Here is an 18,730-nt window from a genome sequence, read left to right on the forward strand (position 1 = left end):
AAAAGATGGCCACCCTCCTGACATCCAAACAAGTCAGCCACAAGCCCGCAGCGGCTGGCGCAGCAGTGCGCACGCTGCGCGACAGGCTCAGTGATGTGCTGTGTGTCACTGACTTTGGCGCCAAGGGCGATGGCGTGACCAACGACTCCAGTGCCATTCAGGCTTGCATCACAGCCGCAAAGGCTGTGGGCAAGGGCGTCTACTTCCCGGACGGCGTGTACATCATTTCGTCGCTCGCCGCCCAGTCCGGCCGGGTGTTCCTCAATGGGTCGGGCGGCGCGATCTTGCGCGGCACCTTCACATACCAGGACAACTTCCCGCTGGCGGCGGACACCAGCACGCCATTGACGCCCACGGCCCCCTATTTCTCGGCGGTGGGGGTCAGCTTCCAGAGCACGTCCAGCGACTTCGGGCTCAAGCTGCTGACCGCAGAGCAGGGCGGTTTCATTAGCACGTTCTCGCTCACGCGCTGCAACTTCTACGGCAGCAAGGGCCTGCTGGCCCGGCACATGATCGGGTTCCAGATTGCCAACTGCGAGTTCAACAACGTCGTGGCGGGGGCCCGGTTCGAGAGCTGCACGAACGGGATTGTGACCAGCTGCCGCTGGCAGAACCAGGCGGAATCCGGGGTGTGGATCACGCGCGCCAGCGACCAGACGCTGCGCTGGCCGGGCGGCGAGAATATCAAGTTCATCGGCTGCGAGTTCGCCGTGTGCACCTATGGCATCGTGGCCGACCAGTGCGCCTTCTTGGTGGTGGACAGTTGCTTGCTCGACTACTGCGCCGTGCCGCTGTTCCTCAGCGGGGCCGCGTACTCGAAGACTTCCGGCACTTTCTACGGGGCGTCCAATGTGCCGGTGTCCCGGTTCAGCGCCGTGTCGGGCTACCTGGCCCCGGTCACCAGCGGTGTCGCTATCTACGGTCGGCCCGGCGGCTCGCCGCTGGGTAGCCGCACCGTTGGGCTGACCGCCCACAACTGCGAGTTCGTGAACTACGTCACCGGGTCCAGCAACCCCATCGTGGTGCTGGACGGCTACGTGAATGGCACCTACCCGATGTCGGCCGAGCGCATCGGCTTCACGGGCTGTCAAATCTTTGCCAGCGAGAATCACTCGGCGGGCACACTGCTTTACATCAAGGCAGCCGCCGTGTTGACGGTGGTGGGCAACCGCTTCCTGTCCTACAACATGAGTTCCACGCTGGTGGACGCCTGGCGCGCTGAGAGCTGCGATAGCTTCATCGGGCACTCGAACGACTTCCACCAGTGCCGCCAGTCCGGGGTTCTGGTGGGCAGCTCCTACGAGAAGCCGGTGGGCGGTGTCTACGTGCAGACGGCTGAGCCGACGGTCGGCGTCAAGCCGGGTGACATCTGGGTGCAGCCGTAATGGCAACCATGTTCGTCCGCAATGCGGCTGGCACTGGCTGGATCAACGCTGCCAGCGCCGCAGGTTTCAAAATTCGGAACGCGGCCGGCACGGGGTGGATTGATCGCACGGGCAGCCTCACCGGGGTGCTGGCTCGCAATGCGGCGGCCACCGGCTGGCTGTCCTTCGGCGGCGGCTCGCCAACCTACAGCATCTCGCCCAGCGCCGGGTCGGTGGCCGAGGGCGGGAGCGTCACCTTCACCGTGTCCGCCCCATCGATGGGGAGTGGCACGCTGTACTGGACCAATGCCGGGTCTACGGTTGGGGCGGATTTCTCCGATGGGCAGAACAGCGGCAGCGTGGCGATCTCGGGCGGTGCTGGCTCGATCTCTCGGACCCTGGTGTCCGACGGGCTGACAGAGGGGACGGAGACCATCGTCCTGCAGCTGCGCACCGGCGGCACCAGCGGGACCGTGGTGGCCACGGCCTCGGCCGTGAGCGTGACCGACACCGGCACTCCGGTGCCCACGCAGCTGAGCCTGGCCCAGAACGGCTTGGACTTCCTTTACTTGCCGACCGGCAGCAGCAGCGACCCAGCAATCTACAACGACCTGATCGCCACCGTAGACACCTCGAATTTCTACAGTTCGGTCCCCGACCCGTATGCGCACGTTGTGTTTGCTCTGGACTGCAGCGGCGGCCAGGGCTCCAACAATCCGCACTCGGCCCCCATCATTCGCAACGGCGCGAACCTCTGGGCATTGGGCCGAGGCTTCATCATCCTTGCGGACGGATCGATCAAGGCCGAGCAGTGGAATGGCACGTTCAGCCCGGCTTTCTTGGACATCACCAACACCTCTGGGACGACCTTCAACCCGGCGTCTAACCCCGTTTTCACGGTGCGCATCAAGGCGGGCTACCGGACGGGCCTGTGGGCCAATACCATGACCATCGAGGTGCGTGCGGGGGCTGGCATTTATGGGCCCTTGCTGTTCTCCGGGGTGGCGCCCGGGTGGGGCTGGGATTGGTCCGGTTCGCATAAGGTGTCCATGGCCATCATCGGCGGTTTCGTCGCGCCTACTGGACCAAGCGAAGACCTCTCTCCAAGGCCCGGCTTCAGTGCGACGCTGCCGTTTTCTGGATTGGATTTGCGGCTGTTCTGATTTGTCTGTTTTTTTGTCCAGTGGTGCAAAATCTCGGGATGCTCTTTGATCAGATCGTGCAATCCGCCCTGGCCATCCTTGGCCCCGCTGCCATCTGGCTCTCGCAGAGCCGCAGCGTGCGTTTCCAGCGCTGGGCATGCATCGTCGGCCTGGTCAGCCAGCCATTCTGGTTCTGGTCGGTTTGGAGCAGCGGCCAATGGGGCGTTGGCGTGGTAGCCGTGGTTTGTGCGCTGGCCTGGCTGAAGGGGCTGTGGGTGCACTGGCTGGCGCCGCGTCCACCGGCAGGCGTGGTCACTTTGGCGCTGCCTCCGGAAAGCCGCCTGAAATAATTGACGGCTGACATTTAAGCCTCAATTACCCCCGTTGTATTGGGTAGATTGAATGATCGCCGTTGAGAATTGACTGCGCTTACTCGTCCCACCAAGGCAAATACAGGGTCTCGGCACCCATTGATCGCATAAGCAAAAGATGGTGATCGCGAAGAGCCGTAGATACTTGCTCTCCAGTGAAAAGTGTTGTGGACCAGTGGCCGGCCCCGCGCCGTAGGTCCAACGCCTCTGGTGTGGCATCTTCGACGTGCGCGCCACCCAGCTTGTGGCACACGCACAGCATAAGCTCTCTGCGGTCCAGAATTTGGTCACCGCAATGGACCACCTCAGCGAACCATTCTTGGAGAGGGAGAATCGGGGATGTCTCATTCCACGATGGACCAGTAATTGGTCTGGGCTGCGCTTCGCCAGGAACAAACTCCATATTGAAGGAAACCGTCCATGTGCCGCTCTTCCGCAGTGCCTGCTGCTCTGCAATGGTCATCCCCAGTCCTTGAAAGGAAGGCAGAGAGATCTGATCCTTGATGCCCAGTTGTTTGCACAACGACGTTGATTTGTTGGTGTCGTAGAACAGCACGCGAAGTGCAACAGCGAGATCTAGCGACGCTTCCCGATCGCCCGCGTCGTAGCTATCGCAGGCTCTGCGAATGCGCCGAATCTGCTGGTCAAGTTGAAGGCGAAGTTCTTCATTCATACAAACGATTTTGCCTCGGTCCATCGTTCGTAGGTCGGCTGGTTGACAGGTCGCCCGTTTTGCAAGGTGGGGCATTGCACGGAGCCGAGTTTGCTGGAAGCGTCGGCTTGCGCAAAATCGCAAACTGGCGATGGATGTGATGAAAGTTTTCCCACCTAAGATGTAGATCCAGAAAATTAACATCCGCCTGTAGAGCATGCTCCTGACACTGCACATCAGCAAGATTGAACCCGGAAACTATCGCGTAGTCGTTCTCGACGGGCGGGAAGAGCTGGACCAGTGGGGCGCCCCGAACATTGGCGCGGCGATCCGGCAATGCAGCCAGGCCGAGATGCCCGACCTGTCAGGTTTCCACATCTGGTACGAGCATGTCTGCGTGGGCACCTCCACGATGAGCAATATGCGGATCGACCCCGAGGGCATCGCCCAGCGGTTGATGACGCTGCATGGTTCTGTGCGAGGATGAGTTCCCTATCTCCAGAAGGAGCGGTATGACGTTGACAGCTGAAGACGTCTTTGAAAAGGTAACGGATACCCTACCTGAATGCGAGCGAACCAAAAGTAGTGATCCTGCTTCAAATTTGTTGGAATCGCTGGGGGGCGTTTCCGTCGAGCGCAAGAGTGCGAGTTCGAGGGTGTTGGTGAATTGTGTTTTCACTGACTTTCTGGGGAACTCGGTCACTGTGAACGAAAAATGGCACGACCCGTCAGGGCCGTATCAGAACTTCCCAGATATTCACCGCGTCCGAGTCACGCTTCAGGTATTCGGGAAACCGCCTGTTGAGCGGATGGCTGAGTACGAGCCGAAACCTTTTGGTTGAACCTAAAAGCGGACCTAAACGGGCCGTTTATAGCGTGCTACAGCGTAGTCGTTCATAGTAGCGAATACGCTGTAGCACGCCAGAAATACCCCTATCGCGGGTTCGAATCCCTCCGTTTCCGCCAACCATCAGGAAAAGCTGCAAGCATGGCCTTAAAGCCATCTGCAGCTTTTTTTTCGTCTTCGCGTTCTGACTGTTCCAAGTCCTCGGCCATCGCGGCCATGAACGCATGCGCAGGGTCCTCGCCTAGGATTGCGCGCAATTTGCCCCGAACGCGCCAGTTCGCAGGCCTTTCTCCCTTCTTGATCTTCGCCAAGTTCGCTTGCTCCATGTCGAGCAAAGCGGCTAGCTTTCGCTGGCTTCCAGCTATCGAAGCCGCATCATCGATTAATTTATTCAATTCAATATCGATATACATCTGACTACACTCCGGCTCGTTGATATACAAATGACTACGATGTCATTTGGACAATTCTCACACAGGAGCCGCCGTGATCAAACTCGAAATGAGATGCCCAGGCCAGGGCATGACGTTACGCACACCCCCAGCCACCCAAGGCGCTGCACGCGCTGTGGCGGCTCCTGCAGCGCCTGCGCTGGGGGTGTGCACCCTCAAGGGCCAATCCGGCGCCGGGATGCTCAACACGTGGCACTCCATTGCCTCTCTCCTTGATGACATGCAGCAGCGCCCCGCAGCCGCGCCCAGCAAGCGCAGCGCGGGCGCGGCAGCGGAGCGCGGTGCTATCAATTTTGGGGGGTGCGTAGCACCTCAGACAGCTTCGGTCCCCGATGGTAATCACGGGGACAACTTTCCAGAGTCAGCCGCATGACCCATCCCACATCGCTCGTTCTAGAGGGCAATGAGGTCAAGCTCCGTTTGCAAGCGGAGCGCGTGCAAACCGGCTCGCCTGTGCATGTCGATTGGCTCCGCTTCACAGTCAATCTGCGGTTCGCTCCCATCCCCACGGTAGAGCATCTATTCCCGCCCGCCCAGGCATCGGAATTCGACCTCCGGTCAGAGCATCAACTGAGCGAAGACGACCGCCGTCGCGCAAAGCTCTGCCACCTCCTGCGCGACATTCCAGACCCTGACTTTGCCGCCAGCACACAAGCGCTTGAGCTGGCTAACAACGTCTGCGAAATCCTCGGCGAAGGCTTCACCGTGGACCCTGAAATGAAGAAGGGGCACGACTTCTACCGCCACCGCTGGAGCATTCTTCGCGCTGGCAATGAATGCGGCTGGGTCGGCTTCCTCGCCTCCGGCGAAAGCCCACGCCAGCGCGCCCAGTCCAAGACCATTCATTGCAACCTGTACGGCGTCGCCTGCACGTTTGCTGCCCCAGGTTGGGCACCACGCATGGCCGACTACATGGACGACCACCGCGCCCTGGTCACGCGCTGCGATCTGGCCTTGGACTTCTTCGATGGCATCAGCGGTGGCATGGACCGTGTTGCCAGTGACTACGACGCCGGAGCCATGGACCACTACGGCCACCGGCCCGAACACAACTGCGTGGGCGCATGGCGTGCTGGTGGTGTGGGTCGTTCCTTCTACTTCGGCAGCAAGGCCGCAGGCAAGCAAACCAACGTCTATGACAAGGGCGTCCAGCTCTACGGCAAACAGGACGCCACCGGCTGGCAGCGCATCGAGTTGCGCTATGGAAACCAAAAGCGCCTGCTGCCCACGGACATTCTCCGCAGGCCCGCCGACTTCTTCTCAGGTGCCAGTGATTGGCATGCCCTGATGCTCTCTGAACACGGCGCCATTGCATCGCCTGAGCCTGTCAAAACAGAGCCACGCCTTCCGCTCGAAACCCTCATGGCCGAGTGCACGCGCAACGCCCGTTGGTTCTTCTCCACCGCTGGCAAATCAGCCGCCCTCGCGTTCCTCTACATGGACCGCGAAACCCTCATGCAATTCATCGAGAACTGCGCAGAAATGCCGGGGCGCCTCGCCAAGTTCAAGCGCTCCGAAGTCGAGCGCATCTATCAGCAGATGTTCAAAAAAATCTCGGGCTCCGGTGCTGGCCACGCCGCGTTTGCCCACTAACTCAGGCCACACAAGGAACCCAAAAAATGCGTATGCAAAGCCAAGCCGTACTGCACGGTATCAAGTCCAGCAAGGGCGACTACGAGGGCCGCGCCTTCGACTCCACGACGTTTCACCTCTCGGTGGACATGGGCCAAAGCTCCAGCGGTGAAAGCATCGGCGTGGTCACTCGTCCATTCAAGTTGGGCGACTCGTCGGAGTTCCAGAAGTGGGCGCATCTCAAGAGCAAATGGCCCATCACTGGCGTCATGTGCGATTGCGAGTTTGATGTTGTCGCCGGTGCCGACAACACCACGAAATTGACGCTGCTTGCGATCAAGCCTGCAGCCACGGCCAAGGCCGCGTAAGCCCACAAGGCACCCCATGCGCAACGTGATTCAGTCCCGCACAACAGGCGCTTTCCTTGCGCCGTCTTTCGAGGACGGACAGCCGGAGTGGGTCATGTTGCTCTGCGAAGCCGCAGTGGTGGAAGACCTCGAAACCTGCGTTCAGCTGATCGAGGACCACACCGAGCCATTCCACCGACCACAGGTCATCGACCTGGACGACCTCTACAAAAAGCAGGAGCCACACCATGGAAATTGACCTCGCATTCTTCGCCCAGCGCGTGGCAATGCTCGCCCTCTTGGCGGGCTTCGTCGGCGGTCTGCTGTTCGTGCTGGTGCATGGCGCAGTAGTTGCCCTCTCTGAGCGCCTGCGCTCTCGCGCAAGCACTGTAGAGCGCATCGCCCAGGCACGCATTCGGCAGCAGTCAATCCTGCGGGCCATGCCACGTGGCTGACCCCACCGTTATCGAATGCCCCAGCACCTGCACGGTGACTGTGGTGCACGAATTAAGCCTCCCTCCGCTGCAACTGGATGCGGCGGATGGAGCATCAATCGCAAGCGCCATCCTTGCGATCTGGGCCGTGGGTTGGGGATTTCGCGTCCTGATCCGCACGCTCAGAAATACCGATGGAAACCAAACCGAAGAGGAAAACTGACATGCAAAAAACCTTCAATCGCTCCCTCGTCGCCGTTGCCGCTCTGGCCGGTGCTGCCGCTGCAAACGCTGCCGCTGTCGACGTTACCGCCGTGGTGACTGACATCGGCGCCCAAGCCGCTCCCATCGGCCTGATCGGCGCCGCTGTGCTGCTCATCTACGTGGGCGTCAAGGCCTTCCAGTGGGTGCGCAAGGCTCTCTCCTAAGCCACGCCCCAAGCGCTCCCTGACCGGCCGGCAGGGGCCTTGCAAAAGCTCACGCGGTGGGCTTCTTCAAGGTGCAAAACAAATGGGCCTCTTCACCATCATCGCCATCCTGGGGGCCGCATGGCTAATCTTTACCGCCTAGCCCTGCTGTTCATCTTCTGCTTCGGCAACGTCGCCCATGCACTGTCTCCGCAGGGCTCTTGGTACTCCAGCAATGCGCCGTATATGCCAGCCGCTAGTGCGCAGGCTTACGGGTCCAAAGACGCTCTGTGTGCAGCTATTGCCGCTGCCATGGCAGGCCCCAATCCATCGCGCACCTACACCCCACGATCCGGTGGTACCACTTGCTTGATTGACAGCTATTCAGCCACCTCGGGCGCGTATGTCACCTCAAATGAATACAACGCTACCAATCGCGGCAACTCCTGCCCCGAAGGTTCTACCGCCACTGGTGCTACCTGCACTTGTACCACTCCACTCATTGAAAAGGACGGCCAGTGCAAGCCGCCAGCTTGCCCGGAGGGCACCCACGAAGAGGGCGGTGCATGCGTTCCAAACGACTGCAAGCCCGATGAAACCCGCGTCAATGGCGTGTGCGTCAAAGACCCCCCGTGCCCTGCCGGTCAAACCCGCGTGAATGGTGTGTGCAAGCCAAATGGTTGTGAGGCTGGTAAATCAGTCGGCGAGCGCATCACCGATGGCGACAACACGACCTTTACCTGTGAGGGTGGCTGTACCGTTCGCACAAATCCATCTGTGTGCGTCAAATTCGGCGATGTGCAGGAATGCGTGGGCACGGGGCGTTTTACTGGTGCTAAGTGCACGCCCGGCGATGGTGGCGGCTCAAACCCTGGCTCTGGCGGCACAGGCGGCGGGGACAACAACGGCGGCAACAACGGTGGCACTGGCAATGGCGGTACGGGAAACGGCGGCACCGGCACGGGTGGTGGTGGAACTGGCACGGGCACAGGTGGTGGCGGCACCGGGACTGGCGGTGGTGGCACTGGCACGGGTGGTGGCGGAACAAACCCCGGCACAGGCGGCGGCGGCACGGGTACTGGTGATGGCGGCACAGGCACCGGCACAGGCGGCGGTACAGGCACGGGCAACGGTGGCTCCGGCTCCGGCACCAATGGCCCCACCTACCCACCGCCAATCGTCATCCCTCCGGCGCCCGATGGTGGATGCCCGCCCGGAACCCACAAAAGCGGGAGTTGGTGCATCAAAGACCCGGCACCGCCTGACGGTAATGGAAAGTGCCCCGATGGCTCCGTGAAGATCAATGGCAAGTGCGTGTACACGGAGCCTCCATCGGGCGGCGGTGGTGGTACTGGTGGCGGTGGCACTGGCGGCGGTGGCAGCGGTAACGGCGATGGCGAGGACGGCAGCGGCTTTGGTGGCTCCTGCATGTCTGGCTTTGCTTGTGAAGGCGATGCGATCCAGTGCGCCATAGCGAAGGAGCAGTACCGCCGCAACTGCCAGATGTTTGACGACAAGTCCCCCGAATCTGAGCTTTACGAGGCTGAGAAAAAGAAGGACCGCAACCGCGACGTCACCAAGGACTTGCCGGGTAACGAGGAGATTGATGTCTCCAGCAAGTTGAGCCGTCTGAACGTCCTCGGCGCTGCCGCCTGCATCGGTGATTTGTCCGTGACTGTGTGGCACACACAGGTGACTTTGCCCTTCTCTCGCCTGTGCGCAGCCCTTGAACAACTCGGCTGGATTCTGGTGGTCGTCTCGTCCATCGCAGCCGCCCGCATCGTCACCAAAACCTAGGAGAAAAACCCATGCCTGCATTCATCGCTGCCGCTGGCGGCATGCTGCTAAATCTGGCGGGAAGCCTTGTCTTTCAGGCGCTTCTCTCGCTCGGCATTGCCGTCATCACCTACAAGGGCGTAGACACCGCTTTTGAGGCCCTCAAGGCTCAGGCCATCCAAGCATTCAGCGGCTTGCCTGCCGATATGGTCATGCTGTTGTCGTTCATGAAGGTTGGGGAGTGCATCTCCATCATCACCAGCGCTATCGCGGTGCGCATGGGCATGCAAGCGGCCAACGGCGCCGTAAAGCGCTTCGTGAAGAAGTAGCCCATGCTCTATCTCGTCACAGGCGCCAATGGCGCGGGAAAGACCCTCAACACCTTGAAGTGGGTCCGCGAGCGATCAGTGAAAGAGGGCCGCCCGGTCTGTCATAACGGGCGCTTTGAGCCAGTCGAAGGCGGTGAGCTTTCGAGCTGGAAAAAGATTGATATGAAGAACTGGCAGGACGAGCCAGACGGAACAATCTTTCTGGTGGACGAGTGCCATAACGACTTCCCGCTGCGTCCACCCAGCGGCACGCCACCGGATTACGTGCGCATGCTGGCAGAGCATCGGCGCCGCGGCTTTGACTTCTATCTGGTCACCCAGCACCCGCAAAACATCGATGCATTCGTGCGTCGGCTGGTGGGCTCTCCCGGCTGGCACCGCCATCTAAAACGCACCTTCGGCGCTGATCTCGTCAGCGTGCTGGAGTGGCCTGCAGTGAACCCCAATTGCGAGAAAGACGGCTCAGGGAAAACGGGCTCTGTGACCATGCAAGCCTTCCCGAAAGAGGTCTATACGTGGTACCGGTCGGCCAGCCTGCACACCGGGAAAAGGCGCATCCCGAAAGCCGTCTGGATGCTTCTCGCTTGTCTCGTGCTGGTTCCTTCGTTTGGCTACTTCGCCATCACCAAGGTCTATAGCAACGTCACCAAGCAAGCAAAGCCAGGCACAACGGGTGAAGCCGTAGCGCCTGGCCAAGCCGAACCAAAACAGGCACCGCCCCCACCGCCTAATCGAAAGCTCACCGCTGACGAATACATTGCGGAACGTGTGGCCCGGCTCTCGGACTTCCCGCACACCGCCCCGGCTTACGATGAGGTGACTAAGCCCACCGAAGCGCCATACCCTGCGGCATGTGTGCACATGGGCAAGGTCTGCAAGTGCTACACCCAGCAAGCCACGCTATTGCAGGTGAGTGGCGCCGTGTGTCTCCAGATCGTGGCGCAAGGCTTCTTCATGGACTGGAAACCGGCCACCAAGGGCGACTACAGCCACCGCGACAGGGGCGACTATTGGCAGGGGCGCTCTATGCCCTTCCCGGGCCAGCCAATGGGCCAGCAAGTAGCCCAAGCGGCCCCGGTCCACTCCGCGCCTCCCCCCCTGCCTGCGGTGAAGCCAAATCAGGTGCAACCGGTGTCGCAATGGGCTCAGGGTCTTGCTGCGCGCAATGCGCAGGTGCGCTCATCTGTGACCGAGTGAATCCGCTTCTTCACTGAGAGACAACGGGGACCCGGGCCGGAGACCTTGTGTCGCAGGTTTGGGGCGGGGGTATGGGGCCGCAGGGCACCATGTAGGACCTTCGAGCATCTCGTTCCCTTCGAACAAGATCACTGCATAAAGCTCTGACACCTGACTTAAAACTTACAGATTCAAGGGGCGGCATTTCGGCCTTTTACCACTTGGTCAAACGGCCTAGATTGCCCCTTAAAAGGAGGGCAATCAATGGCATTTGTAGGTTACGCCAGAGTTTCCACACAAGACCAGGACACAGCTTTGCAGCTCGATGCGCTTGTTAAAGCGGGCTGCGAGATCATTTTTCAGGAGAAGGCTAGCGGTGCGTCGCGTCGCGGTCGTCACGAGCTGGCGAAGTGCCTTGCATCGCTGCAAAAGGGTGATGTTCTGGTTGTTTACAAGATCGACCGTATTGCAAGGAGCTTGTTTGATCTGCTCGCAATGCTTCGGCAGCTTGAAGCGGTCGGCGCGACCATCAAGAGTGTTACGGAACCTTTGGACACGACGAACAGCATGGGTGTTTTCGTTGTGCAGATTCTTGGGGCAGTTGCGCAGCTTGAGCGCTCAATGATTCGGGAAAGATCGATAGCGGGCCAGATCGCCGCTCGTGCGCGTGGGAGGTTGCCGGGGAGACTTCGCGCTTTGTCTCCTGCTGATGAAGCTGCTGTGGTTGCTGAGTATCTGGCGGGAGGAATTACGCAACGCGGCCTAGCAACCAAATACAGTGTTTCGCCATCTGTTGTCAAGCGTGCTTTGTATCGCGTCAAGGGTGCCCAATAACGCCGAAAACATCCGTTTCCGCCAAGATAAGCCCCAAGTGCTCAATGCGTTTGGGGCTTTTTCTTTGTCAACTCTTTCTATTTGAAGCGATTCTGTTGGGGGATGAACTCACGCATAGGTGATTCCCGAATACCCAACTGATCAGGTTTGGCGCCCAATGAAGTGGTCCTAAGAGCCTTGCCCGTTTTCCGGGGACATCGATCAGATTCTGCCCGCCGTTTGGATTGTGGAGGGGCTGTGTCCTGGTGAACTCTGGCAAGGTTTCAGCCCGCTTTGTGCGGGCTTTTTTTTGTATTGTGTCCTGCAAGTCGAGGGCGCTGCGCCATGATGGCGGCCCAAGGCAGACATCGAGCGCGCAAGCGTTGGCCAGTGGCCCTGTATTCTGATGCTGACGCCTCCAGGGAAGAAGGGTCCTCATGACGCACCATCGTGCCGTGCAATTCCGCGAGCTCTGCTTGGTGTTCAACGACCTGGACTTTTGCTATCTGCCTCGGGCTGAGGGCTCCGCGCCTTCGCATTGCGCCGACTTGTCATGCACCGTCGATGCTTCCAGGTTTTTTGCTAACGGTGGTCACCACATCGTTTTTGCGCTCGATTGCGAGGGCGGGCAGGGCAGCTACAACCCCCACTGCGGGCCTATCTACCGATACGGCAAGAACCTGTGGTCGGCTGCGCGTGGTTTCATCATATTTGGCGATGGTGCGGTGATGGCCGAGGGGTGGAACGGTACGGCCATGCCGGCATTGGCCGTCATTGCCAATACCTCGGGTGCGGGTTTCGATCCAGTTCAGCACCCGGTGTTTACGCTGCGTATCACTGCAGGTTATCGGCGCGGGACTTTCGCCAACAGCATGTGGATTGAGATCCGCACGGGTGGGGTAGCCAACGGTGCTTTGCTGTTTGCTGGTGGCATTGAGGGGACTGAGTGGGGGTGGAATTGGATGGGAGGCTCCAGGGCAGCAATGGGAGGCATCGCTGCTGGCTTTGTGCCTCCATCAGCCACCGGCTGCGTGGAAGAGTTGCTGCCACGCAGTGCGCCTCAGGCTGCGCTGCTGATGTCCCGTTTCAAACTCAGGATGCACCCGCCGGATGTGTCCCCTGGTCAGTGAGGCGCAGGCTTGAGGTAGCCAGCGTCGCCACGCGCAAGCGTCTAGATCGGTGTATTGGAGTGGTCGGCGATTCGTTCTTCACTCGTCGATCGACGCACTCCAGCGGCTGCCCCAATCGCTTCCTTTGTTGCTGACCTTGTCGATCTCGCGGCGGTCGCGCTTGGTGGGGCGGCCTTCCTGCAGGGTCGCTGCAGGCTCGGGGGCCAGGCGGCGCATTTCGGCCGCTTTTTCGCGTGCGGCGATGCTATCGGGGGTTTCTTCGTACAGCTGCTGAGCCACAGGTGCCGGGCCACGGGCGCCGCTCAGGCCCAGGACGCGAACTGTGCGTGCTACGGGGCCCTGGCGCAGCGCCACGGTGTCGCCGCAGCGCAGGTCGCGTGCAGGTTTGGCCAACTGGCCATTGACGGTGACCCGACCCTTGCCGATCTCTTCCGTGGCGAGGCTGCGGGTCTTGTAAAAGCGGGCGCACCAGAGCCACTTGTCCAGCCGCATCGTCTCCAAGGTATTCATGGGCGAGATTGTGCCGTCTATGCCGCCGGTGTGCCGTCAGTCAGGGGCGCCGGCAGCGGCAGGCGAACGATGGCGTCCAGCCCGGTCACCTTGTGGCCCTGCACCCGGTTGGTCAGGGCGATGCTGCCTTCCAGCGCCTGCACGATCTCGTGGCAGATGGCCAGACCCAGGCCGCTGCCGGTGCGCACGTCGCCCGCCGAGAAGGGCTGGAACAGGCGGGCCGCCAGCTCGTCATCAATGCCTGGGCCGTGGTCGCTGATCGTCAGCGCCACATGCCGTCCGTCGCTGCGCAGGTCCACAGTCAACTCGCTGCCGGGCGGCGCATGGCGCACGGCGTTGTGTAACAGGTTGCGGCTCAATTCGCGCAGCATCCATTCGTGCGATTGCACCAGCGCGGGCTCGGTGTGGATGCCAAAGTCCAGATCGCGCTGGGCAATCAGCGGTGAAATCTCCAGCGCCACTGCACGCAGGATGTCGTCAAAACGGGTGGCAGGTGGTGTGCTTTGCTGGCGTAGCTGCTCCACCTTGGCCAGGGCCAGCATCTGGTTGGCGAGTTGGGTGGCGCGGTCCACAGTGTCGCTGATTTCGTGCAGGGCTTGCTGTGGCTCCACGTCGCCGCGCAGGGCCGATTGCACCTGGGTCTTGAGCACGGCCAGCGGTGTGCGCAGCTGGTGCGATGCATCGCGCACAAAGCGCTTCTGATGCCGCAGAAGGTGTCGCAAGCGCTGCATGACCTCGTTGGTGGCGTCCACCAGTGGCTGCAGCTCGCGCGGGGCCATGGGGGCTGCGATGGGACTCAGGTCGCCTTCGCGCCGGGCCTGCAGCTGCTGGCTGAGCTGACGTACGGGCTGGGTCGCGCGTTGCACCACCAGCACCACGGTGAAGGCCACCACGGCGATCAACAGTGCCTGGCGCAAAAGGGTGTTCCACAGGATTTGCAGAGCGAGGGTTTCGCGCACCTCCAGCGTCTCGGCCACCTGGATCACGGCCATGGCTCGGCCTTGCGAACTGGCTACTGGTTGCAGCAGCACCGCAACGCGTACATCGCGATCACGAAACCGGTCATCGTAAAAGTCCACCAGTGCCGCGTAGGGTGGGCGGGCAGGGATGCTGCCGTGCCACACTGGCAGGTCTTCAAAGCCAGACACCATCTCGCCCTTCAAGGTCGATACGCGGTAGAACATCTGGCTCTGGTTGTCGGCCTCAAAGGCCTCCAGGGCCGAATAGGGAACGATTGCGCGCAGCTGTGCCGCGTCGTCAAAGCCTTTCACGTCGAGCTGTTCGCTGATGCTTTTGGCGGATGCCAGCAGGGTGCGGTCGTACGCTGTATTGAGCGACGACAGCGTCTGGCGGTACAGGCTCCAGGTATTGAAGCCGATGAACAGCGCTACGGGCAGCAAGATGCCCAGCAACAGGCGCCGCCGCAGCGAATGGTGGCGCACGCCGTCCTGGCTCATGTGTCCGCCCGCAGCAGGTAGCCCAGTCCGCGCAGCGTCATCAGGGTCAGGCCAGTGCCCGCCAGCTTTTTGCGCAGCCGGTACACCACGACCTCAATGGCTTCGTACTGCACGTCGAGTTGTCCGGGAAACACCAGCTCATACAGTCGTTCCTTGGTCACTGCGTGGCCGGGCTGCGCGAGCAGTGCATGCATCAGTGCCAGCTCGCGCGGGGTCAGCTCCATCACTTCGCCGTTCAGGTAGAGCGCGCCGCTGTCCTTGTCGTAGCGGATGGCTCCGATCTGCACGGTGCTGGGCGCCAGCGGCGCCACGGCGGGATCTGCGCTGCGGCGCACCAGTGCGCGCAGGCGTGCTTCCAGCTCGTCCAGATCAAACGGTTTGGGCAGGTAGTCGTCGGCGCCGGCGTTCAGCCCCACCACACGGTCGCCCACCGTGCCGCGTGCGGTGAGGATCAGCACAGGGGTGCGCAGCCCACGTGATCGCGCCTGCTGCAGCACCTGCAGCCCGTCCAGGCCGGGCAGGGTGAGGTCCAGGATGACCGCGTCGGGCTGCAGGGCGGTCCATTGGCTCAGCGCGGCGCGTCCGTCGCCCACAGCGGTCACCTCCATGCCACGCCGGGTCAGTGCGCGGTGCAGTGTGGCCTGCATGGTGGGGTCGTCTTCTACAAGGAGCAATTGCATGCGCGGCACCATAGCATCGTCTCATTGGGCCCGGCGCATGGGTGTTTTCCCTGAGTCTGAGGACAGCCGTTTGACAGGCAGCGCGCGCATCATCGGGCGGTTCGCAAACCTTATCAGGAGACAGACACCATGCGTCGCGATACTTTTCTGAAATCACTGGCCGCCATGGCCGCTGCGGGTGTGCTGCCCGTATCGGCCCAGACGGCAGCAGCCCTCAAGATGATGATCCCCGCCAATCCCGGGGGCGGTTGGGATTCCACCGGTCGCGCGCTGGGCAAGGCGATGCAGGATGCGGGCGCCGCATCGTCGGTTTCCTATGACAACAAGGGTGGCGCAGCCGGCGCGATTGGCCTGGCCCAGTTCGTCAACGCCAGCAAGGGCGACCCGAACGCCCTGATGGTGATGGGCGCCGTGATGTTGGGCGGCATCATCACCGGCAAGCCCCCAGTGGGTCTGGACAAGGTCACGCCTCTGGCGCGCCTGACCAGCGAATACAACGTGTTCGTGCTGCCTTCCAACTCTCCCTTCAAGACGATGAAGGACGTAGTGGACCAGCTCAAGAAGGACCCCGGCAGCGTGAAGTGGGGCGGTGGCTCGCGCGGCTCTACCGAGCACATTGCCGCCGCCATGATCGCTCGCGAAGTGGGCGTGGACCCTGCCAAGATCAACTACGTGGCGTTCCGTGGGGGCGGTGAGGCCACTGCAGCCATCCTGGGGGGCAATGTGACGGTGGGCGGCAGCGGCTACAGCGAGTTCTCCGAGTACATCTCGGCCGGCAAGATGCGCGCAGTGGGCGTGACCTCGGGCACCCGCCTCAAGGGCGTGAACGTGCCCACGCTCAAGGAGCAGGGCATCAACGTGGAAATCGGGAACTGGCGCGGCGTGTACGGCGCGCCTGGCATCACGCCCGAACAGCGCAAGGCCTTGATCGATGCGTTGGCCAAGACCTTCAAGCACAAGGCCTGGCAGGACGCGATGGAAAAGAACGGCTGGACCCCCGCATGGATGGCGGGCGACGAGTTCGCCAACTTTGTGGACGCCGAGTTCGCCAGCATGCGCGCCACGATGGCCAAGTCCGGAATGATCTGATCCCGAAGCAAGGTGCGGCAGTCGCCTTCTGCCTCCGCGTTGCGGAGGGGGGGCAGGCGTTGCCGTGCATTGGTTGGTGCGAAGGAAAAAACATGACACAACAACATTCATCGCGCTCCAAGCCCTTGCAGACCCTGATCGGGGCCGGGCTGGTGGTGCTCGCGCTGGGCCTGGCCTGGGGGGCCAGCTCGGTCAGTTCAGAGGCGGGCTACGGTGGCGTAGGCCCCAACTTCTTTCCCTGGGTGGTCAGCATTGCGATCCTGATCTGCGGCGTGCTGTGTGTGGTGCATGCGCTGAGCGGCGGGTTTCGGGAGCTGGAAGAAGGGTCCGGCGACGAGCGGGCCCACTGGAAGGGCTTCATCTGGGTGTCGGCAGGGCTGCTGCTCAATGCCCTGCTCATCACCACGCTGGGCTTCATCCTGAGCTGTGCGTTGTGCTTCGTGCTGTCGGTGCGGGGTTTCAAAAGCTCGGAAGGTGAACTCGACCTGCGCCTGCAGGCCTGGATCAAGGATTCCTTCATCGGTATCGCGGTAGCGGCCCCGGTGTACTGGATGTTTACGCAACTGCTGGCCATCAACCTGCCCGGCCTGACCAACACGGGGTGGCTGTAAAGCCTGCACGCCATGGAAACCTTAAACCTTTTGATGCAGGGCTTTGCCACCGCGGCAACACCCATCAACCTGATGTGGGCCTTTGTGGGCTGCATCATCGGCACCGCCGTGGGCGTGTTGCCGGGCATCGGCCCTGCAGTGGCGGTGGCCATGCTGCTGCCCATCACCGTCAAGGTCGAGGCCACGGCCTCGATGATCTTCTTTGCAGGCATCTACTACGGCGCCATGTATGGCGGTTCCACCACGTCCATTCTGCTCAACACCCCGGGTGAGGCTGGGTCCATGGTCACGGCCATGGAGGGCAACAAGATGGCCAAGCATGGCCGTGCCGGTGCGGCCCTGGCCACGGCCGCCATTGGGTCGTTTGTGGCGGGCACCATCGCCACCATTCTGGTGACCTTTTGCGCACCGCTGGTGGCCGAATACGCCATCCGCCTGGGCCCGCCGGAGTATTTCATGCTGATGGTGCTGGCCTTCACCACCGTGAGTGCCGTGCTGGGCAAGAGCACGCTGCGCGGCATGGTGGCACTGTTTGTCGGCCTTGCCATGGGCTTGATCGGCATCGACCAGATCACGGGCCAGGCACGCTACACCGGTGGCGTGCCTGAGCTGATGGACGGCATCGAAGTGGTGCTGATCGCCGTGGGCCTGTTTGCGGTGGGCGAAGCCTTGTACAACGTGATGTATGAAGGCAAGTCCGACGAAACCCAGAACCGCCTGACCAGCACCCACATGACCAAGGAGGAGTGGAAGCGCTCCTGGCCCGCATGGCTGCGCGCTACCGCAATCGGCTTCCCGTTTGGCACCGTGCCAGCCGGTGGCAGCGAGATTCCAACCTTTCTGAGCTATGCCGCCGAGAAGAAACTGAGCAAGCACAAGGAAGAGTTCGGCACCACCGGCGCCATCGAAGGTGTGGCTGGCCCCGAGGCTGCCAACAACGCGGCCATCACAGCCACGCTGATCCCGCTGCTGACGCTGGGCATCCCCACGTCGAACACCACGGCCATTTTGCTGGGTGCGTTCCAGAACTACGGCATCCAGCCTGGCCCGCAGCTGTTTGACACCAACGGCGCACTGGTGTGGGCGCTGATCGCGTCGATGTACATCGGCAACGTGATGCTGCTGATCCTGAACCTGCCGCTGGTGGGCCTGTGGGTGAAACTGCTGAACATCCCGAAGTCGTACCTGTACGCGGGCATTCTGGTCTTCTCCACCCTGGGTGTGTATGGCATGCGCCAGAGCGCGTTCGACCTGGTGCTGCTGTATGCGATTGGCCTGCTGGGTGTGGTGATGCGCCGCTTTGACTTCCCTGCAGCGCCGGTCGTGGTGGGCATGATCCTGGGCCCGTTGGCCGAGGCACAGATGCGCAATGCGGTGTCGATTGGCGAAGGCAAGTGGACGATTTTCCTGGAGCGCCCCGGTTCGGTGACCCTGATCGTCATCGTGCTGGCCGTGCTGATCGTGCCGCGCCTGCTGCGCCGCTGGGCTGCCCGCAAGATGGCGCTGGCAGAGGCCTGAGCGCGCGGCGAGGCCCCAGGCTCGCACCCATAAAAAAACCGCGCCATCGGGCG

Annotated in this window: 24 protein-coding genes; 19 read left to right on the plus strand and 5 right to left on the minus strand. The window is 61.6% G+C overall.

The genetic code is table 11. The features are described from left to right. Window positions 1-5 precede the first annotated feature (5 nt). The 3 genes from AC1Q64_RS03400 to AC1Q64_RS03410 are packed head-to-tail and all read left to right on the plus strand — an operon-like array spanning window position 6 to window position 2,856. Window positions 6-1,385, plus strand: coding sequence for a glycosyl hydrolase family 28-related protein (locus AC1Q64_RS03400; RefSeq protein WP_492250467.1), 1,380 nt, complete (start codon window positions 6-8; stop codon window positions 1,383-1,385). Continuing rightward, window positions 1,385-2,527 (plus strand): hypothetical protein, encoded by a 1,143-nt coding sequence (locus AC1Q64_RS03405; RefSeq protein ID WP_492250468.1) that lies wholly within the window; start codon window positions 1,385-1,387, stop codon window positions 2,525-2,527. The genes AC1Q64_RS03400 and AC1Q64_RS03405 overlap by 1 nt, the downstream gene beginning before the upstream one ends. A gap of 38 nt (window positions 2,528-2,565) precedes the next feature. After that, the gene (locus AC1Q64_RS03410; protein ID WP_492250469.1) at window positions 2,566-2,856 is read left to right on the plus strand and encodes a hypothetical protein; all 291 of its coding nucleotides are present in this window, start codon (window positions 2,566-2,568) and stop codon (window positions 2,854-2,856) included. A gap of 79 nt (window positions 2,857-2,935) precedes the next feature. Here AC1Q64_RS03410 and AC1Q64_RS03415 read toward each other — a convergent pair whose 3' ends face one another. Further along, window positions 2,936-3,550 (minus strand): hypothetical protein, encoded by a 615-nt coding sequence (locus AC1Q64_RS03415; protein WP_492250470.1) that lies wholly within the window; start codon window positions 3,548-3,550, stop codon window positions 2,936-2,938. Window positions 3,551-3,746: 196 nt separating this feature from the next. Here AC1Q64_RS03415 and AC1Q64_RS03420 point away from each other — a divergent pair, with 196 nt between their 5' ends. Continuing rightward, entirely contained in the window at window positions 3,747-4,016 is a 270-nt protein-coding gene (locus AC1Q64_RS03420; RefSeq protein ID WP_492250471.1) for a hypothetical protein, read from the plus strand. 25 nt (window positions 4,017-4,041) lie between these two features. Further along, window positions 4,042-4,371, plus strand: a complete 330-nt coding sequence (locus AC1Q64_RS03425) for a hypothetical protein (protein WP_492250472.1) — start codon at window positions 4,042-4,044, stop codon at window positions 4,369-4,371. 91 nt (window positions 4,372-4,462) lie between these two features. Here the strand turns inward: AC1Q64_RS03425 and AC1Q64_RS03430 are convergent, their stop codons facing one another. Then, window positions 4,463-4,789, minus strand: a complete 327-nt coding sequence (locus AC1Q64_RS03430; protein ID WP_492250473.1) for a hypothetical protein — start codon at window positions 4,787-4,789, stop codon at window positions 4,463-4,465. Between the two features lie 408 nt (window positions 4,790-5,197). Here AC1Q64_RS03430 and AC1Q64_RS03435 point away from each other — a divergent pair, with 408 nt between their 5' ends. The 11 genes from AC1Q64_RS03435 to AC1Q64_RS03485 all read left to right on the plus strand — a co-directional run bounded on the left by AC1Q64_RS03435 (window position 5,198) and on the right by AC1Q64_RS03485 (window position 12,812). Then, window positions 5,198-6,421, plus strand: a complete 1,224-nt coding sequence (locus AC1Q64_RS03435) for a replication initiation factor domain-containing protein (RefSeq protein WP_492250474.1) — start codon at window positions 5,198-5,200, stop codon at window positions 6,419-6,421. A 26-nt stretch (window positions 6,422-6,447) separates the two neighbouring features. Continuing rightward, entirely contained in the window at window positions 6,448-6,768 is a 321-nt protein-coding gene (locus AC1Q64_RS03440) for a hypothetical protein (RefSeq protein ID WP_492250475.1), read from the plus strand. A 16-nt stretch (window positions 6,769-6,784) separates the two neighbouring features. Then, the gene (locus AC1Q64_RS03445) at window positions 6,785-7,006 is read left to right on the plus strand and encodes a hypothetical protein (protein ID WP_343736073.1); all 222 of its coding nucleotides are present in this window, start codon (window positions 6,785-6,787) and stop codon (window positions 7,004-7,006) included. Further along, window positions 6,996-7,202, plus strand: a complete 207-nt coding sequence (locus tag AC1Q64_RS03450; protein WP_492250476.1) for a hypothetical protein — start codon at window positions 6,996-6,998, stop codon at window positions 7,200-7,202. The genes AC1Q64_RS03445 and AC1Q64_RS03450 overlap by 11 nt, the downstream gene beginning before the upstream one ends. Then, window positions 7,195-7,404, plus strand: coding sequence for a hypothetical protein (locus AC1Q64_RS03455; RefSeq protein WP_492250477.1), 210 nt, complete (start codon window positions 7,195-7,197; stop codon window positions 7,402-7,404). Before AC1Q64_RS03450 ends, AC1Q64_RS03455 begins: the two co-directional genes overlap by 8 nt. A 1-nt stretch (window position 7,405) precedes the next feature. Then, window positions 7,406-7,609, plus strand: coding sequence for a major capsid protein (locus AC1Q64_RS03460; RefSeq protein WP_492250478.1), 204 nt, complete (start codon window positions 7,406-7,408; stop codon window positions 7,607-7,609). A 756-nt stretch (window positions 7,610-8,365) separates the two neighbouring features. After that, window positions 8,366-9,385 carry a hypothetical protein gene (locus AC1Q64_RS03465; protein WP_492250479.1) on the plus strand — a complete coding sequence of 340 codons (1,020 nt, stop codon included), beginning with the start codon at window positions 8,366-8,368 and terminating at the stop codon, window positions 9,383-9,385. A gap of 11 nt (window positions 9,386-9,396) precedes the next feature. Next, the gene (locus AC1Q64_RS03470; protein WP_492250480.1) at window positions 9,397-9,693 is read left to right on the plus strand and encodes a DUF2523 domain-containing protein; all 297 of its coding nucleotides are present in this window, start codon (window positions 9,397-9,399) and stop codon (window positions 9,691-9,693) included. Between the two features lie 3 nt (window positions 9,694-9,696). After that, window positions 9,697-10,890, plus strand: coding sequence for a zonular occludens toxin domain-containing protein (locus tag AC1Q64_RS03475; protein ID WP_492250481.1), 1,194 nt, complete (start codon window positions 9,697-9,699; stop codon window positions 10,888-10,890). Window positions 10,891-11,133: 243 nt separating this feature from the next. After that, complete coding sequence (locus AC1Q64_RS03480) at window positions 11,134-11,703, plus strand: recombinase family protein (RefSeq protein WP_492250482.1); 570 nt, start codon at window positions 11,134-11,136, stop codon at window positions 11,701-11,703. A 416-nt stretch (window positions 11,704-12,119) separates the two neighbouring features. Further along, on the plus strand, window positions 12,120-12,812 hold the full coding sequence (locus tag AC1Q64_RS03485; RefSeq protein ID WP_492250483.1) for a hypothetical protein: 693 nt from the start codon (window positions 12,120-12,122) through the stop codon (window positions 12,810-12,812). A gap of 78 nt (window positions 12,813-12,890) precedes the next feature. Here the strand turns inward: AC1Q64_RS03485 and AC1Q64_RS03490 are convergent, their stop codons facing one another. From AC1Q64_RS03490 to AC1Q64_RS03500, 3 genes are read right to left on the minus strand one after another with little or no spacing between them, the layout of a single operon-like run. After that, window positions 12,891-13,322, minus strand: a complete 432-nt coding sequence (locus AC1Q64_RS03490) for an RNA-binding S4 domain-containing protein (RefSeq protein WP_291438343.1) — start codon at window positions 13,320-13,322, stop codon at window positions 12,891-12,893. 17 nt (window positions 13,323-13,339) lie between these two features. Next, entirely contained in the window at window positions 13,340-14,779 is a 1,440-nt protein-coding gene (locus AC1Q64_RS03495) for a sensor histidine kinase (RefSeq protein WP_492250484.1), read from the minus strand. After that, entirely contained in the window at window positions 14,776-15,459 is a 684-nt protein-coding gene (locus AC1Q64_RS03500; RefSeq protein ID WP_492250485.1) for a response regulator, read from the minus strand. The genes AC1Q64_RS03495 and AC1Q64_RS03500 overlap by 4 nt, the downstream gene beginning before the upstream one ends. Window positions 15,460-15,588: 129 nt before the next feature. Here AC1Q64_RS03500 and AC1Q64_RS03505 point away from each other — a divergent pair, with 129 nt between their 5' ends. The 3 genes from AC1Q64_RS03505 to AC1Q64_RS03515 all read left to right on the plus strand — a co-directional run bounded on the left by AC1Q64_RS03505 (window position 15,589) and on the right by AC1Q64_RS03515 (window position 18,677). Further along, window positions 15,589-16,548: a Bug family tripartite tricarboxylate transporter substrate binding protein gene (locus AC1Q64_RS03505; RefSeq protein WP_492250486.1), complete on the plus strand. Its 960-nt coding sequence runs from the start codon at window positions 15,589-15,591 to the stop codon at window positions 16,546-16,548. 92 nt (window positions 16,549-16,640) lie between these two features. Further along, on the plus strand, window positions 16,641-17,159 hold the full coding sequence (locus tag AC1Q64_RS03510) for a tripartite tricarboxylate transporter TctB family protein (protein WP_492250487.1): 519 nt from the start codon (window positions 16,641-16,643) through the stop codon (window positions 17,157-17,159). A gap of 12 nt (window positions 17,160-17,171) precedes the next feature. Next, complete coding sequence (locus AC1Q64_RS03515) at window positions 17,172-18,677, plus strand: tripartite tricarboxylate transporter permease (RefSeq protein WP_492250488.1); 1,506 nt, start codon at window positions 17,172-17,174, stop codon at window positions 18,675-18,677. Window positions 18,678-18,730: the final 53 nt, after the last annotated feature.

Source organism: Acidovorax sp. GW835-FHT14G06 (assembly GCF_058793595.1).

What these genes read in the sequence shown, in the direction of transcription:
- AC1Q64_RS03485 (WP_492250483.1), top strand. Translation starts at nt 12,120, where the DNA reads ATGACGCACCATCGTGCCGTGCAATTCCGCGAGCTCTGCTTGGTGTTC.
- AC1Q64_RS03405 (WP_492250468.1), top strand. Translation starts at nt 1,385, where the DNA reads ATGGCAACCATGTTCGTCCGCAATGCGGCTGGCACTGGCTGGATCAAC.
- AC1Q64_RS03430 (WP_492250473.1), bottom strand. Translation starts at nt 4,789, where the DNA reads ATGTATATCGATATTGAATTGAATAAATTAATCGATGATGCGGCTTCG.
- AC1Q64_RS03410 (WP_492250469.1), top strand. Translation starts at nt 2,566, where the DNA reads ATGCTCTTTGATCAGATCGTGCAATCCGCCCTGGCCATCCTTGGCCCC.
- AC1Q64_RS03495 (WP_492250484.1), bottom strand. Translation starts at nt 14,779, where the DNA reads ATGAGCCAGGACGGCGTGCGCCACCATTCGCTGCGGCGGCGCCTGTTG.
- AC1Q64_RS03435 (WP_492250474.1), top strand. Translation starts at nt 5,198, where the DNA reads ATGACCCATCCCACATCGCTCGTTCTAGAGGGCAATGAGGTCAAGCTC.
- AC1Q64_RS03515 (WP_492250488.1), top strand. Translation starts at nt 17,172, where the DNA reads ATGGAAACCTTAAACCTTTTGATGCAGGGCTTTGCCACCGCGGCAACA.
- AC1Q64_RS03505 (WP_492250486.1), top strand. Translation starts at nt 15,589, where the DNA reads ATGCGTCGCGATACTTTTCTGAAATCACTGGCCGCCATGGCCGCTGCG.
- AC1Q64_RS03425 (WP_492250472.1), top strand. Translation starts at nt 4,042, where the DNA reads ATGACGTTGACAGCTGAAGACGTCTTTGAAAAGGTAACGGATACCCTA.
- AC1Q64_RS03415 (WP_492250470.1), bottom strand. Translation starts at nt 3,550, where the DNA reads ATGAATGAAGAACTTCGCCTTCAACTTGACCAGCAGATTCGGCGCATT.
- AC1Q64_RS03440 (WP_492250475.1), top strand. Translation starts at nt 6,448, where the DNA reads ATGCGTATGCAAAGCCAAGCCGTACTGCACGGTATCAAGTCCAGCAAG.
- AC1Q64_RS03420 (WP_492250471.1), top strand. Translation starts at nt 3,747, where the DNA reads ATGCTCCTGACACTGCACATCAGCAAGATTGAACCCGGAAACTATCGC.
- AC1Q64_RS03510 (WP_492250487.1), top strand. Translation starts at nt 16,641, where the DNA reads ATGACACAACAACATTCATCGCGCTCCAAGCCCTTGCAGACCCTGATC.
- AC1Q64_RS03490 (WP_291438343.1), bottom strand. Translation starts at nt 13,322, where the DNA reads ATGAATACCTTGGAGACGATGCGGCTGGACAAGTGGCTCTGGTGCGCC.
- AC1Q64_RS03470 (WP_492250480.1), top strand. Translation starts at nt 9,397, where the DNA reads ATGCCTGCATTCATCGCTGCCGCTGGCGGCATGCTGCTAAATCTGGCG.
- AC1Q64_RS03445 (WP_343736073.1), top strand. Translation starts at nt 6,785, where the DNA reads ATGCGCAACGTGATTCAGTCCCGCACAACAGGCGCTTTCCTTGCGCCG.
- AC1Q64_RS03500 (WP_492250485.1), bottom strand. Translation starts at nt 15,459, where the DNA reads ATGCAATTGCTCCTTGTAGAAGACGACCCCACCATGCAGGCCACACTG.
- AC1Q64_RS03475 (WP_492250481.1), top strand. Translation starts at nt 9,697, where the DNA reads ATGCTCTATCTCGTCACAGGCGCCAATGGCGCGGGAAAGACCCTCAAC.
- AC1Q64_RS03400 (WP_492250467.1), top strand. Translation starts at nt 6, where the DNA reads ATGGCCACCCTCCTGACATCCAAACAAGTCAGCCACAAGCCCGCAGCG.
- AC1Q64_RS03460 (WP_492250478.1), top strand. Translation starts at nt 7,406, where the DNA reads ATGCAAAAAACCTTCAATCGCTCCCTCGTCGCCGTTGCCGCTCTGGCC.
- AC1Q64_RS03480 (WP_492250482.1), top strand. Translation starts at nt 11,134, where the DNA reads ATGGCATTTGTAGGTTACGCCAGAGTTTCCACACAAGACCAGGACACA.
- AC1Q64_RS03450 (WP_492250476.1), top strand. Translation starts at nt 6,996, where the DNA reads ATGGAAATTGACCTCGCATTCTTCGCCCAGCGCGTGGCAATGCTCGCC.